Consider the following 15866-nt stretch of genomic DNA (forward strand, 5'->3'; position numbering starts at 1 on the left):
TAATGTAGAAGATTATGAGCGATTATACCAAGGGAATGAGAAAGGTCGGATGAGATGAATCTTGTTCAGAAGTTAACCCCCACAGCCAGACAATTAGCTTATCAGAACTGGGAATTTGGCTTGTTTCTTCATTTTGGGCTGCGCACGTTTTATGAAGGTTACGTTGATTTCGATGAAAGGCGGATGGATCCGGCTGCATTTAACCCCGCTCAACTCGATTGCGAGCAGTGGATTCGAACGGCTAAAGAGGCGGGAATGAATTACGCTGTTCTAACTGCGAAGCATCATGATGGATTTTCCAACTGGCCTTCCCGGTTTAGCCAATTTAGTGTGGCCGCTTCTCCGTGGAAGGAAGGGAAAGGGGATGTCATTCGCGAATTTGTTGAGGCATGCCGCAAATATGATGTGAAACCGGGGCTGTACTATTCGCCGTTTGATGGCTCTGCCGATTTTTACACCCAGGATGCGAAAGCTTATGATGATTATTTCGTCAATCAAATCACCGAACTGCTTAGTACGTATGGTGACATTGACATCCTGTGGTTTGACGGTTGCGGCTCTGAAGGGCATTCGTACGATTGGAATCGCATCATTGGTGAAATTCGGCGTTTGCAGCCACAGATTTTAATTTTTAATATGGGGGATCCCGATTTTCGCTGGGTAGGCAACGAGGACGGTATTGCCCCGGTGCCCTGCTGGAATGTCGTAGATGCAACAGAGTTTTCCATTTTGACGGAGAAAAAGGAGCAGTTAGGCGATCGTTTGTGGCTGCCTGCGGAATGCGATGTTCAGATGCGGGGGAATTGGTTTTATAGCGACAGCGATGAACATACCCTGAAAAGTGTGGAAGAACTCATGGGCATTTATTTGCATTCGGTTGGCAGAGGCGCAAACTTGCTTCTCAATATCGGGCCGGATCGAAACGGTTTGCTTCCTGAGAAGGACGTGGAAAGGCTGCTTGATTTCGGTGCGGAAATTCGCAGACATGTAGGGAGTCCATTTGCAACGCTGGCGCAATGCGATAGAAGGGACCACCATACGTGGGTTTACGAGACGGAACAAGCACAAATGCTTGATCTTGTTGTTTTGGAAGAGGATTTGACAGAAGGCGAACATGTAAGAAGTTTTAAGATTAGTATCATCACGCAAAAGTCGAGACGACCTGTCACGATTTATGAGGGACAACATATCGGCCACAAAGCTATCGTTCGCGTCCCCGCCATCAAAGTCCGTGGGATTCTGGTTGAGATCACGGAAAGTGATCAAGAAGCCAATCTTCTAGGACTAAGTTTTCATCATGTGGGCAATGGAAATGAAAACGGGAGGTAAGCAGATGAAAATCGGATTAAGTTCGTATAGTTTGCTGCAAGCGTTGAAATCAGGGAAAATGACTATTTTGGATGCGGTTGATTGGGTGAAAGATAATGGCGGCGAACATTTGGAGCTTGTTCCTTACGGGTACACGCTGGTTGATAATCTGGAACTCGCGGATCAGCTTAGAAATAAGGCAAAAGAGGTCGGCATCGACCTATCCAACTACTCCATTCCAGCTAATTTCGTGCAGGAATCGGAGGCGGAATTCGAAGCGGAAATGGATCGCGTCAAGCAGCATGTTGATCTTGTGCATCGTTTGGGCATTCAGCATATGCGCCATGATGTTACCGCTTTCACTTTACCTCCTGAGAAAATGACAATAAAATACTTTGAAGACAGCTTACCGCTTATTGTTCGCGGTAGCCAAATCATCGCTGACTATGCCGCTGAATATGGCATTACGACGACGATTGAAAATCACGGCTTTTCCGTGCAAGCCAGCGATCGCGTACAGCGTGTGCTGCTCGAAGTCAACCGCCCCAATTTCAAAACAACATTGGATGTAGGCAATTTTATGTGTGTAGATGAAGCGCCGTTGGTCGGCGTGCGCAAGAATTTGCCATATGCTTCCTTAATACACTTTAAGGATTTTTACTTCAGACCTTACTTCCAGAACCCGGGAGAAGGCAATTGGTTCCGGACGTCGAACGGGAATTATTTAAGAGGCGCGATCGTCGGCCAAGGAGATATCGAGATCCGGGAGGTCATCAAGCTGATCAAAAGCTCAGGTTACGACGGCTATGTAACAGTGGAATTCGAAGGCATGGAGGATTGCGAATTGGGGTCCCGGCTCGGCATGAACAACTTGAGACGATTGTGGAATGAGAATTAATTTGAAGTTAAACGGCTGCCAACCTGCTTGCTACAAGCGGTTTGGCAGCTGTTTTTTTAGCTGCGAACCTGGAGCCCGAGCGCCGGAACCGTGGAACCCCGGAACCGTGGAACCCGAAACCCGTAACCCGTAGCCCGAAACCCGAAACCCTTAACCCGTAACGCCGTAACCACGGAATCTTGAACCCCCCGCCGTCCGAACGTCGACCCTCCCAAACCATTATGCATGTTCATCGACGCTAACTTCTACATATAGCGCATTCCGCCTAGGTTACCGTTGAGAACCAACATCTCAGCTGGAACTAACCGGTGCTGCTCCCCTCATATGGGAACTACAGGTCGCTATTTCACGGAAAAACGGCATATGAGTCGGTGAAGGGAACTGGGGTCCACTATTTTGCCATTTTTAGAAGAAATGGCGCTCTTTTAGATGAAATAAGATCCTGTAGTTCCCCTACAACTCACGAACCTCCTATTTTTACCAAAATAGCGTCCAGTGGTTCCCTTAAATAGTATTCCGCACAGCTGGACAGCTTGTTACGCGACCCAGACCAACTCGGTCAGCATCGTCAGCCCCGTCAAGATGCTAACACATCAAGACTGACACCCCGCCAATCTCACAAACTCCGCGAATACTTCCACTATAGTGCTGAAAACCAACGTATCAGTCTCCGCTATTCCCTTCGGCTGGCATCTCTTCGTATTAACTCCGCTTGCGGTAATGCTTGGGCGCGAGGCCGCCATATTTTTTAAACAATCGGGAGAAGTAGCTTTCGTCGGGATAGCCGAGGGCGTCGGCGATTTCCTTAATTGGCAGGTCGGTGCTGAGCAGGAGCCGTTTCGTCTCCTCCATTTTCAAGCGGTGAATGTAATCGTGCAAGGGGTAACCAGTATGTTGGCTGACTAATCGGCGCAGCGTGGACACGGCCATATGATGTCGATGGGCTAACTGCTCCGCGTTAAGCGGGGTATACAAGCTCGTGGCGATATCCTGCAGCACATCCACTGCCTTGGAAGTGGCCGCATGGCCCTGCGGGAGTTTGGATCTAGCCATCCAATTGAACAGCAGCGCCTCAAGCTGAAGAGCGGCTTGATCGATCTGCGTAGGAGATCCGCTCTCAAGAAGCAGGAACATGGCTTCGAGCTGCGCAATCCAAGCTTCTTCAAACCCGACGTGCTTCACGATGTCGATCTGTACGAGCCAACTGTCAAGCCATTCCTGAATGCGGCTGCCTTCAAAACGCACATAATATTCGTCCCAATGTCCGCCCTCCTCCGGGCCGAAATCGACTACACTTCCGGGAAAGACAAAGAATAGGCACCCTTTCTCGACTTGCTGTAAAGGTCCCTGATTCAAGCGGTAAAAGCCGCTGCCACCGGCGATATACAGAAATGCCCAACTATCGAAGGCGGCCTGGCTGCGCTGCAGCGTTCGCCCCGGCAAGTGTCCCATTCCCTTTATTGTGAGAGAGGGGATGCTGAGCTTGGACGATTCGATTTTGAGATCCACGATGCGAATTGGCTGCGGACTGATCATATAGTCCAAGAAGCGTGTCATGGGTGTCATTCCTTTCTGTCAGATAGCAAGGTAAACTGAAGCTGTATGATGAAAATTCCATGTGGCCAACCCACTAGTCAAAAGTTACAGGAGTCATGAAGTGCTATTTATAGTATAAGTGAAGGAGACCTATCATGCCAACGTTACAACCGCAATTCGAGACACGCTGTCTTTCCTCTTTGGTAAAAGTTTTTGCAGACGAAGAGCTTCAATCCGCAGCATACCACGCCGCCTCTGCCTTGCAAGGCGAAATTTACTCCTTTCAAGTTGCCTATCGGAGCCAAGTTCACCTGCCTTTCTCTTTGGCGGTAACGTCAACTTTGCAAGAAGGCATCCGTCTGAGCAGTGTACAGTTGGTGCCGGCTGAATTTCCCAACAACCCGAACCATGACGGAGATGTGCTGCGCGATACGCCGGGGTTATACCCGGATTTGCTCGTTCCTGTGCCGGATTCGGGTATGCTTAAGGCAATTCCCAAACAGTGGCGCTCGATTTGGGTCACCATGGAGGTAGGCTATGACGTGCAGCCGGGCTCGCACGCGGTAAGCATCGTCTTCGTCGACACGGCAGGGGAGACGCTATCCAGCGAAACGTTTACGCTCACCGTGCTGCCTGCCGCACTGCCGGAACAAAAGCTGCTCCATACAGAATGGTTTCACACAGACAGCCTGGTCGTCTATTACGGCTTAGAGGTGTTCAGCGAGCGATATTGGGAAATCGTTGAATCGTATGTGCAGACGGCAGTAGCGTATGGCTGCAATATGCTGCTGACGCCGATTTTTACACCTCCGCTCGATACGGAGGTCGGTGGGGAACGTCCGACGGTTCAACTGGTGGATGTCTGGAAGAACGGCGAATCCTACACGTTCGGTTTCGAACGGCTGAAGCGCTGGGTCGAGATGGGGAACCGTAACGGAGTGAAGGTGTTTGAACTCTCGCACCTGTTCACGCAGTGGGGGGCTAAGCATGCTCCGAAAATTATGGGCACCGTTGATGGCAGTACGCAGCGCATTTTCGGCTGGGAGACGGATGCGGCAGGCGAAGCATATCAGGGCTTTCTGGCACAATTTTTACCGGAACTGGTCGGTTTCCTCAAGGAAAATGACTTGTTGAATCGCACCTATTATCATATCTCGGATGAGCCTACGTTCGAGCATTTGGCGTCCTACAGCAGCGCCAGTCTTTGGGTGCGGCAGTTTATGGGGGACGTCCCGTCTCTGGATGCACTTTCGGACATATCGTTCTATGAGCAGGGGCTTGTTCAGACGCCGGTTGCGGCGAACAACCATATCGAACCATTTTTGGAGCGTGGAGTTGAGCCCTTATGGACCTATTATTGCTGCTCCCAATATGAAGCCGTCTCTAACCGCTTTCTCTGTATGCCATCTGCGCGCAACCGCATCTTAGGCTTGCAACTCTATAAATTTAACATCGCAGGTTTCTTGCACTGGGGCTATAACTTCTGGTTCTCGCAATATGCCAAATTCCCGATCGACCCGTATCGGAATACGGATGCGCATTATGCGTTCCCTGCCGGCGACCCGTTTGTCGTGTACCCGGGACAAGAAGGAACACCTCTCGTCTCCTTGCGGTTGGAAGTGTTCCGCGAAGCGCTGCAAGACATGCGAGCTTTGGAACTGCTCGGCTCTCTCATCGGCCGGGAACAGACGATTGCGTTGATGGAGGAAGGCGCCGCCGAGCCTATTACGTTTGCGTCCTATCCAAGGGACGAGGCGTGGCTGCTCGCTTGCCGGGAGCGCATCAATGCTGCGATCGGGCAAGCTGCAGCGAGTGGCGTGAAGGTAGAACAGTAGGTGCTGTCCACGAATTGGGGTCACGGCTCGGTACGAACAACTTGAGAAGAATGTGGCACAAAAATGAAGTAAAAAGGCTGCCTCCGCTTGATTTAAGCGGTTTGGCAGCTGTTTTTTTACATGTTTAACGACGTTGTCCCCCTCATAGGGGAACTACAGGGCGTTATTTCAGCGAAAAACGGCGTGTGAGCCGGCGGGGGGAACTGTGGTCCGCTATTTTGCCATTTTTAGGAGAAATGGCGCTCTTTTAGCCGAATTAAGACCCTGTAGTTCCCCCACTGCTCACGAACCTTCTATTTTCACCAATATAGCGTCCTGTGGTTCCCTTAAAAAAGTTCCACACAGTCGCCCAACTCGTTAAGCGCCCCAGATGCGCGGCATCGGCATCGATTCCTTGCCCAGCTCGGCCCAAATGTATCGCAGCAGCAGCTCGGATTTAAGCGCAGCGTACTTAGGATCGTTCCACAGGTTCCGAATTTCACCCGGATCTTCTTGCAGATCAAAAATCTCACCGTAGGTTTGATTATAATACACGGTAATTTTGTATCGCTCGCCAACATACGTTTTCTGATGAATGGTTGTTGGCTCATGCCGGAATTCGCAGATGGCGTGGTCGCGAGCCATGCTGGCTTTGCCGGTCCATACCCGGCTTTGATCAACTCCCGTCATATGGTGAGGAACAGAAATTCCTGCCATGGATAGGAAGGTAGGCGCCAAGTCGACGAGCGATTGGATGGCCGGCGATGTTCGACCCGCAGGCACATGTCCGGGATATCGAACGATAAACGGAAGCTTGATAAGATCCTCGTAATGAAAGCCGCCTTTATACTGCAGGCCGTGCTGCCCGAAGAAATGTCCATGATCGGTGGTAAACACCACGATGGTGTTATCGGCAAGGCCGAGTTCATCCAACCGGTCCAGGATGCGCCCAATGTATTTATCCATACAGCTAATCATGCCGTAGTAGGTTGCAACTAATTGCTTGCGCTCACTTTCAGGCAGCTTCGTATGCGAATGATACCCGTGGATACCAAATCCACTTTCACGCAAATGGGAAAAATCAGGCTCTGTCTCTTGCGTTAATCCGAAATGCGGCGGATTCTGATCATGCTCCCCAGGTGTAACGGCAGGGATCGTCAACTGATTCGGATCATACATTGTATCCCAAGGGGCCGGAACGAGATAATCCGGATGAGGGTCAAAAAAACTAGACCACAAAAAGAAGTTCTCTTCTGAATTTTTGTATTGCTCCAGTAGCGCGTTCGTTCTTTCAGCGATCCAAGTGTTGTAATGGTACTCCTCCGGGATATCCCAGTGATGCAGTTGGGAGGGATCCATCGTACCTGTTGGAGCGAGGAAATAATCTCTCCAGTTCGTGCATCCTTTTTCCTCCATCCAAAGCGCATAATGTTGACCGACTAGGAATTCATTCGTATGATTGCGTGCTAGCTCTACATGATCAAAGCCATAGAAATCTTGGTCGAATGTTCGCCAGAATTCAAGATCCTGCAGAAGCGGGACAGACTCAAGAGAAGAATAGGCTTCAGTTGCTCGCAGGGGCTGGTAATGTGCCTTGCCGACTAAAGCGGTACGGTAAGAGGCTTCTTGGAAATCTTCGCCGACCGTATGGCGGTTCTCGAAAAGCTTGGTGCCGAGTGACCAAGCCCCATGCTGGCTGGGGTGCATACCGGTGATGATGGAAGCACGGGTAGGCGTACAAGTTGGATTCGGGCAGTAGGCACGCGTAAACGTTGTGCCCTCCTGCACCAAACGATCCAGATTGGGAGTGGAAATTTCAGAATTAAAGGCACCCAGGGTGTCCCAATGTTGTTGATCACTTGTGATCAAAAGTATATTAGGTCTTTTCAAAGTGTCTTCTCCTTTCTAATATGTAGATAAGAGTGATTGATTTAAGTATAAGATTGATGGGGATATAACTAAATATCAATATGTTTTGCACTTGTCATTATGTTGTATTCATTATCTTGGCCAAGGAGGAATAAGAAGCCATGCAAGAATATGCGTTAGAATATGCGGATTATTGGTATTCTCTGCCACACCCGTTACAAACGGCGGGAGGCTGCTGGATTGTGAGGGCGGGACGGAATGAGGCAAAACCGAATTATATGGCAGGTCCCAAAGTCATTAACCAGACCAGCATCCATTGGATACTGCAGGGGAAGGTGAGGGTTGCCACCAACAATCGGACAATTGAACTTGTGAAAGGCGATTTGTTCTGTTTGTTTCCTAAACAAACGTATACGTACGAAACGATTCATGAGTCAGACGAGAAACCGCTCAAAATGGTGTGGCTGGCGATGGAAGGCAGTCAGCTTCCTTACCTTACAGCACAATTAGGGCTCACTACAGAAATATTTTGGTTGCAACAGATTATCAACTCGGAAGTCGGAGAGGCTTTGCAGAATGTCCTCGAAGCGGTCAGTCAACCGGAAAAAGACGCTCTTCAAGAGCAAAGCTTAATGTACAATTTGTTTTGGAAAATGAACAGCGCCTCCACGCTTTTAGTACGGGCAAGAAAGGCAGACTGGCTTGATGATGTGAAGGAGTATCTGGATTTGCACGCGACAGAGCATATTCGAATTGAGGATGCTGCGCGTTTAGTTGGCGTTCATCGTTCCCATCTGTTCGCCTCCTTTCGCAAAAAATACGGCGTCTCGCCGCAGCAATATTTACAGAAGATCAGACTCACGAAAGGGGCAAGCTTGCTGAGAGAGACGACATTATCCGTGACAGAGATCGCATTATCGCTCGGATATCCGGAGCTTTATTCTTTTACTCGCTCGTTTACCAAATACTTTGGTAGTTCGCCTAGCGCATACAGAGAGACTTCCAAAAGAATAATTTGCTAGAAATTAGACTCTTCACGAAGATAATAAAGACTTGTATAATGAGGGTGAACTACGACAAAAACAACGTAAATCCACAATGCTTCGAGTGTGTTTTCGTTGTTGATCATCCTTTTTACATAAAGAAAAAGGGGGGGCTCCATGTACAAATTAATCATTGTCGACGATGAAGCGGAGGTTAGAGAAGGAATCAAGGAGAGCATTGCGTGGGAACAGCATGGTTTTGAATGTATCGGAGACTTCAGGAATGGCAGCGAGGCACTGGAGGCTATTTCTGATCTTAGGCCAGATCTTGTATTGTCTGATATTTGTATGCCTTTCATGAACGGGATTGAGCTGACCAGGCAAATTCAGTTGAGCTATCCTTACATCAAGGTTATCATCCTTACCGGTCATGATGAGTTTGATTACGCTCAGCAGGCACTGCGCCTCAAAGTTCATGACTTTGTCCTCAAACCGATTACGGCGAACGAGCTTCGCAGTCTACTGAACAAAGTAAAAGATGAAATGGATCAAGAAGCGGAGAGTCGCGAAAATGTATCCCATCTAAAGATGCAGCTTACTCAAAGCTTGCCCTTATTGCGAGAGCGGTTCTTAGAGCAATTAATCGGGGGCACGCTTAAGGAGACCAATATCAGGGAAAGGCTCGATTATTTCGGACTTGCACTAATGGCTCCGAATTATCTTATCGTAGCGGTGGATATTGACGACTTGGACGAAATTAGCAGAGAAAAGTGGCATAACGACCCTGAACTTTTTCGATCAGCGGCTTATAATATTGTGCAGGAAGTGATGGAAGGCAAAGAAGCCATCGTCTTTCGTACGAGAGAAGAGCGAATGATCGTCCTCTTTTATGGGGAATCAGAGGATAAACTCGTGGAAGCTGCACTTAACTTGTCAGAAGTCATTCGTTATTGTATGAAGAAATATTTGCATTTTACAGTTACGGTTGGTGTCGGAACACTTTGCAGCGCCTTAGCCGAGCTTCCCATCTCCTACAAAGGGGCAATCGCAGCGCTGGACTACAGGTTTTTGCTCGGTAAAGACAGGGTGATCAGTATTAAGGATATGGAAGGGCATCATAAACCTGATCTTTATTTGGATTTGGAATGGAATCTGAGGTTAGCTACACTGGTCAAAACGGGGACTTTCGAACAAGCTGAGCTGTTAATCGAACAAATTATAAGAAGCTTAAAAGCTTCCATGATGCCCCTCGGAGCCTGCTATTTGCAAATTCATTCGATTCTTCTTGCAATTATCCGTACGATTCACGAGTTTACAGGAGAGGATATCGAACAATTTCAAGGATACGAGATGCTGCACAAGGAGATCAGCCATTTCAAAACATTGGACGAAATTGAAGATTGGCTCAAAATCATTTGTCAGAAAGCCATGCAATATGTATCGGAACAGCGAAGCGATCAAACCAAAATGCAAATCCTGAGCGTAATCGCATACATTGAGGAGCATTATGCCGATGAGAATCTTTCTGTCGATGAAATTTGCCGCCATGTCCATTTGAGCAAAAGCTACTTCAGTTCCCTATTTAAACAAAATAAAGATCAAACCTTAATGGAGTATGTCACGCGTGTCCGGATGGATAAAGCCAAAGATTTATTGAAGCTGACTTCCTTGAAATCATACAAAGTAGCGTCAGAAGTTGGCTATAGCGATCCTCAATATTTCAGTGTGATCTTTAAGAAACATACGGGAGTATCACCTACGGAATACAGAGAAATGCTGTTGAGGGAGAAATGAGGATGAAAAAAGAATGGTACATGGGATCATTTTTATTCAAATTCAGAAGCATTCAATCCAGTATCTCTGTTGTCTTCTCTTGTCTGATTCTACTTCTAATTATAATTACAAGCTATATTTCCTATCGCCTTTCAGCTGAAGCCGTAGAATTGAATTCCAAACATTACATTTCAGAAATTGTCCAGCAAGTAAATATTAACCTTCAATCTTACATCACGAACATGGAGGATATTTCCATACTTGCGTCGACGAACAAGGATGTAAAATATTACATTACCGGTACGAGCTTTCTCAGCGATGAGGAACGCAGGCCTTATGAGAAACGAATTTCTGATTTATTTCAGTCGATTTTGATTACCCGTAAAGATATTGCTTCGATTATGGTATTCGGCTACAACAACCGGTTCGTCTCAGACCGTAGAGTGACAAGCCTTAATATGAACACGAATTTCAAAGATCAACCCTGGTACAAACAGGCAGTGACAGAGGGAGGAAAATCCGTTATTTCCGCTCCGCACGTCCAGAATATGATCCAGAATGAGTATCGATGGGTTGTTTCCTTAAGCCGTGAGCTCAAAAGCGCGGACGGCATTACAGGCGAAGGAATCTTTTTAGTCGACTTAAATTTGAGCGTCATTAACGAAATTTGCAAGCATATTAACCTTGGAAAACGAGGGTATCTCTTTATCGTGGATAAAGATGGCAACATCGTGTATCATCCTCAGCAAAAATTGATTAACAGCAATCTCAAAATGGAAATGATTGAGAAAGTCAAACAATCCGGAAGCGGCAGCTTTACGACCGGTGAAGGAAACAGGAAACGCATCTACACGATCCAGGAGACGCATTTTGGTTGGAAAATCGTCGGGGTCGCCTATTCCAATGAACTTATCGCTAACCAGTATCAAATTAATGTCTCTTATTTCTTTTGGACGCTTTTCGCTTTAGCCATCGCATTGTCCCTCTCATTTTTTATTTCCCGCCACCTCTCTCAGCCAATTAAACAGCTACAACGAAACATGAAACAAGTGGAAAAAGGAGACTTCAACATCCGCTCGGAATTCCAAAGCAGAAATGAGATTGGACAATTAAGCCGTACGTTCAATATCATGGTAGGCCGCATTAAAGATTTAATGAGCCAAATTATTCAGAATGAAGAAACCAAACGCCGAAGCGAAATGAAGCTGCTTGAAGCGCAGATCAATCCGCATTTTTTGTATAACACACTGGATTCCATCATTTGGATGGCTGAACGAAAAAAGCTGGATGAGGTCGTTCTGATGACTTCTTCACTCGCCAAATTGTTCCGGGCTATTATTCATAAAAATGAGGAAACCGTTCCCGTTCGAGTCGAAATCGAACATATTACGAATTATCTCTTGATTCAGTCGATGAGGTATAAGGATAAGCTCGACTTCGTGATCGACGTTGATCCTCAGATTCTGGACCTGCATGTTCCCAAAATTATTTTGCAGCCTATCGTGGAGAATGCCATTTATCATGGGATCAAAAATAGTTTGGAGCCTGGTCTGATCAAAATAACAGGGAAAGCGGTAGGGGATACCCTCTTATTTGTCGTCGCGGATAATGGCGTTGGCATGGAACCGGACCAACTTCAGCAAATATTGAAAGTGCGAGATGGCGTTATCAAGGGGATTGGAGTCAGCAATGTCAACGAACGCATTCAATTATTCGGAAATGAGTTCGGTCTTTCCTATAAAAGCGAAAAGTGGGAAGGCACAGAGGTCAGCATCGTTCTGCCCATGACCATTCGGAAAGGAGTTAGCCATGCCCCTTAAAAAGCCGCTTATTTGGGCCGTTCTGCTTGTCATTGTACTTGGTTTTGTGGTTGTGACCAGCATGGAGTTGCTGCAAATTACGAATCCCAGAAAGCTTGAAATCGCAGTGATACTGAAAACGACGCATATCCGTTCTGATTATTGGCAGATGGTTAGTTCCGGTGTGAAAGAAGCAGCCAAGGAATACACCGTAAACATTAACATTACGGGGCCTTTAACGGAAACAGATACGGCAGCACAAATTCGCATGGTAGACGAAGCTCTGCTAAAGAAGCCGGATGCGATCGTTCTCGCAGCAACGGATGATGAGGGGCTTTCAACATCTGTTGCAAAGATCAAGAAGTCGGGAACCAAGCTCATTTTGATCGACTCTCCTGTTCAGGGAACAGCAGCAGAAGCAAGTTTGATCGCTACTGACAATACGGAAGCAGGGAGAAAAGCCGGAGAGTTTCTGGCAGGAGGCTACAATGAACAAGTGTCTCGCATAATATCCTTAAGCGGAAGCCAGGCTTCGAGAGCGGAGAAGGAACGTCAGAATGGCTTCCAGGAAAAGCTCGCAGCTATATCATCGGTAGCTTATGAAGGGAACTTCGCGCTTGAAGGAAACGTAGATGCCGCCTATGAGCAAGTGAAAAATCTGCTAACCGTCTACCCGAATCTTCAAGGGATTGCCGCATTGAATGAAACGGCCACATTGGGAGCAGCTAGAGCCATTAAAGAGAATCAAAGGGGGAAAAGCATTCAACTCATCGGTTTCGACAGTTCTGTGCATCAAATAAAGCTTTTGGAAGAAGGTATTTTACAGGCGATTATTGTGCAAAAACCATTTAATATCGGCTATTTGGCGGTTGAAACGGCGGTTCAGGCTTCAACAGGAATTAAGGTAAACCCCAAAGTAAGCATCAGTGCCCAGTTGATTACCAGAGAAAATATGTATACCCAAGAAAATCAGGAGCTTCTCTTTCCATTGGTGGAATAGTAGAGAAAGGATCGAAGGGGGTCAAACGATGCGTTTATTCGAAAACAAGACGAAGAATACGGCAACTATCCTACTGTCAGTTACGGTTTTACTCATTACAGGATGCTTGAAGGAAAGCCGGGATACCGCTTCTACCGAACCCGAGGCTAAAGCTTCGATTACTTTTGTAGCCGCAGAGTACAGCTCAACAACGAAGCCTTATTTTGAGAGTATAGTGAGAGAGTTTGAGACGCTTTATCCGAATATTAATGTCGAACTGCAGGTCATTAATTGGGATATTCTCGATAGCGCCTACACAACCATGATCAGCCGCAACCAACCTCCGGATTTGCTGCTCACGAATATTTATGCGCATTTTGCTAAGGATGGGCTGCTCAATAAGATGGATGACATTGTTTCTACGGAGTTAAAAAACAAAATGTATCCCTACTTGCAAGATAGCACGAAAGTGGATGGCACTCAATATACGATCCCTTATGTATCAACGATTCGCCAGTTGTATTTTAACAAAGATATGTTTAATGAGGTCGGATTAACGGAATCGCCCAAAACCTGGCAAAGTCTTGAGGAAGACGCACGTATAATAAAGCAAACCAAGCAAATTGACGGCTTTGGGGTCGACTTAACGGATAATGAAATTTGGGCGTATCTGTCTTATTTTTTTTATGGGGCAGGCGGAGGTTGGATGAAGAACGGCGAGTGGGCGATCAACTCCCCTGAGAATGTGGAAGGCATAACCTTCCTGAAAAATTTGTATGACAAAGGGTTAACAGATAGCGAGCCGGCCGTAACAACACGGGATGAGAAGCAGCGTATCCTTGGAAATGGGCAGCTGGGGATGCTGATTTCCGGTAATTATTTTGAGACGGTCGTCCCCTCTGAGTACCCGGGATTGAATTGGGGCAAAGGTCCGATACCGGTCAAAGAGGGGCAAACTCCTCTGGTTCTTGGCGTAGAGGATGTTCTGATGTCTTTCAAAACCAATCATACGAACAAGGAGGCTTTGTCTACATTTCTCGATTTTTTGTATGAGGATGCACGATATGAGCAGTTTGTCCTGCGGGAAGGGGTTCTTCCAACCACGCGTACGGTTGGCGATAAGCTGGCAGCTGCGGATCCATCCATGAAGCAAAATTTAGACGCGATTAAAACTGCAAAGTTTTACCCCATCAATCATCCGGCTTGGTCGGCCGTTCTGAATGCAACTAGAAACATGGGGCAAACCGTGTTGCTCGGTCAGTTAAGTCCGAAACAAGCACTTGACCGGCTTCAGCAAATTGCTCTCGATAACCAAGATTAAGTTGTGCATGAGAACAAGGCCATGACATAAATAAGGGCCTTGTTTTGTTTTTTTCGACAATAGGGGCATAAAGACAATACGTTTTTAGACTATTTATAGTGTTTTAATCAATGGTTGTCTTCCGCGAAAGTCACTATGATTAAAGTGTAAGAACAGATCAACATTAACGCTTGGGAGGTCATTTCAAATGGAAAATTCAAAAAAAGTCATGGCATGGGGTATGTTGTTGTCGACAGTGATGTTCACACTGAGTGGCTGCGGAAGCAATAAGGCAAGTACGATTTCGGCGTCCGTGGAGCCCGTTCAGAGCGCCAAACCGGCTGACAGCGCAGCGCCAGGGGGAAGTAAGCTTACAGGAGATTTTGAAGTGCAATATTTTGTTGGCGGATATGGGGATGCTTGGTGGAAGCAAGCGGTTGCTGATTTCCAGAAGATGAACCCGGATTTGAAGATTAAGGAGTCTGCCGGGGCGAAAATTAACGATCAGATGAAACCGCGATGGCTGCAAGGCAACCCGCCTGATTTTGTGTACATCGACGGAGCAGGCTCCAACACAAGGCAGATGGTCACAGATGACCAACTGATGGATATTACGGACTGGCTAAAGGATGCCAAAAATGTGGACGGGAAGAAAATTCTTGATCTTCTGATTGCTCCTCCTGAGGAGTACAAGCCTGGAAAAGCTTACGCGGTTCCGCTCGTTTTCGGGTCTTGGGGAACGTTCTATGATAAAGCATTATTCAAAAGTAAGGGCTGGGAAGCGCCGGCTGATTTCGAAAGCTTCATGGCATTAGGCGAAAAAATCAAAGCGGATGGACAGATGAGTGATTATATCCATACAGGCGTTTATCCCTACTATATCAATGGAGGTTTGCTGGACCCAACCATCATTGCGATGAACAACTATGATACCTCCATTTTCAAGAAAATCAACGGTCTTGAGAAAGGTGTTTGGAAAAGTGAACCTGTTATGAAATCGCTTGCAAAAATTGTGGAAATGAGAGATAAAGGCCTCATCGACAAAGGATCACCTGCGCTTAACCACACCGATTCCCAGTCGCAATGGCTGCAGCATAAAGCGGCGTTTATCCCGACAGGCATTTGGGTGGAAAGTGAAATGTCCAAGGACATTCCAGCCGGATTCGAATTTGGATTTTTGCCATCCATCGGCCAAGAAAAAGGCGATAAGTTCGTAGCGAACCCCTACACGGCAACTGTAGCCATCGCTAAGAAAGCCAAAAATCCTGAGGCTGCTAAAGCGTTTATGCGATTCATTTTTACGGAAAAACAAAGTAAATTGTGGGCGGAGCTTTCCAAGGCCCCATCGAATATCAAAGCAGACTTAGAAGGAACGAAAGCACCTGCACTTACCAAAGAAGCTGCCAAATTCTACAACTCTCCTAATACCGTCGTTGCGCCGGAAATCGTCATTCCAGAAGAGCTTGTAACGGCGAGAAATAATGCCACAATTGCGCTTACCAAAGGTGAGATTACACCGCAGCAATGGGCGGATCGCATGGAAGAAGCGACGGAAAAAATTCGCGCGAAAGAAAAGAAATAACGTGAGCATGAGAGTGGAGGAAGCC

At 47.0% G+C, this 15866-nt stretch carries 11 protein-coding genes; 9 read left to right on the top strand and 2 right to left on the bottom strand.

Features of this window, described 5'->3' with window-relative positions:
* Positions 1-54 precede the first annotated feature (54 nt).
* Together ACKTT9_RS13080 and ACKTT9_RS13085 are read left to right on the top strand one after the other, a co-directional pair.
* Positions 55-1329, top strand: coding sequence for an alpha-L-fucosidase (locus ACKTT9_RS13080; protein WP_407871924.1), 1275 nt, complete (start codon positions 55-57; stop codon positions 1327-1329).
* 4 nt (positions 1330-1333) lie between these two features.
* Entirely contained in the window at positions 1334-2206 is an 873-nt protein-coding gene (locus ACKTT9_RS13085; RefSeq protein WP_407871925.1) for a sugar phosphate isomerase/epimerase family protein, read from the top strand.
* Positions 2207-2908: 702 nt separating this feature from the next.
* Here the strand turns inward: ACKTT9_RS13085 and ACKTT9_RS13090 are convergent.
* Entirely contained in the window at positions 2909-3763 is an 855-nt protein-coding gene (locus tag ACKTT9_RS13090; protein ID WP_407871926.1) for an AraC family transcriptional regulator, read from the bottom strand.
* Positions 3764-3897: 134 nt separating this feature from the next.
* Here ACKTT9_RS13090 and ACKTT9_RS13095 point away from each other — a divergent pair, with 134 nt between their 5' ends.
* Positions 3898-5577, top strand: a complete 1680-nt coding sequence (locus tag ACKTT9_RS13095) for a DUF4091 domain-containing protein (protein ID WP_407871927.1) — start codon at positions 3898-3900, stop codon at positions 5575-5577.
* Positions 5578-5934: 357 nt separating this feature from the next.
* Here the strand turns inward: ACKTT9_RS13095 and ACKTT9_RS13100 are convergent, their stop codons facing one another.
* Positions 5935-7446, bottom strand: coding sequence for a sulfatase (locus ACKTT9_RS13100; RefSeq protein WP_407871928.1), 1512 nt, complete (start codon positions 7444-7446; stop codon positions 5935-5937).
* A gap of 140 nt (positions 7447-7586) precedes the next feature.
* Here ACKTT9_RS13100 and ACKTT9_RS13105 point away from each other — a divergent pair, with 140 nt between their 5' ends.
* The 6 genes from ACKTT9_RS13105 (at position 7587) to ACKTT9_RS13130 (ending at position 15841) form a co-directional block, all read left to right on the top strand.
* Positions 7587-8447 carry an AraC family transcriptional regulator gene (locus ACKTT9_RS13105; RefSeq protein WP_407871929.1) on the top strand — a complete coding sequence of 287 codons (861 nt, stop codon included), beginning with the start codon at positions 7587-7589 and terminating at the stop codon, positions 8445-8447.
* 138 nt (positions 8448-8585) lie between these two features.
* Positions 8586-10202 (top strand): response regulator, encoded by a 1617-nt coding sequence (locus tag ACKTT9_RS13110; protein ID WP_407871930.1) that lies wholly within the window; start codon positions 8586-8588, stop codon positions 10200-10202.
* Between the two features lie 2 nt (positions 10203-10204).
* Positions 10205-12001: a sensor histidine kinase gene (locus tag ACKTT9_RS13115; RefSeq protein WP_407871931.1), complete on the top strand. Its 1797-nt coding sequence runs from the start codon at positions 10205-10207 to the stop codon at positions 11999-12001.
* The gene (locus tag ACKTT9_RS13120) at positions 11991-12980 is read left to right on the top strand and encodes a substrate-binding domain-containing protein (RefSeq protein WP_407871932.1); all 990 of its coding nucleotides are present in this window, start codon (positions 11991-11993) and stop codon (positions 12978-12980) included. The genes ACKTT9_RS13115 and ACKTT9_RS13120 overlap by 11 nt, the downstream gene beginning before the upstream one ends.
* A 28-nt stretch (positions 12981-13008) precedes the next feature.
* The gene (locus tag ACKTT9_RS13125) at positions 13009-14280 is read left to right on the top strand and encodes an ABC transporter substrate-binding protein (protein ID WP_407871933.1); all 1272 of its coding nucleotides are present in this window, start codon (positions 13009-13011) and stop codon (positions 14278-14280) included.
* Between the two features lie 187 nt (positions 14281-14467).
* Entirely contained in the window at positions 14468-15841 is a 1374-nt protein-coding gene (locus ACKTT9_RS13130) for an ABC transporter substrate-binding protein (protein ID WP_407871934.1), read from the top strand.
* Positions 15842-15866: the final 25 nt, after the last annotated feature.

Origin of the sequence: Paenibacillus sp. P36, from assembly GCF_045866505.1 — a bacterium.
Lineage (GTDB): Bacteria > Bacillota > Bacilli > Paenibacillales > NBRC-103111 > Paenibacillus_E > Paenibacillus_E chondroitinus.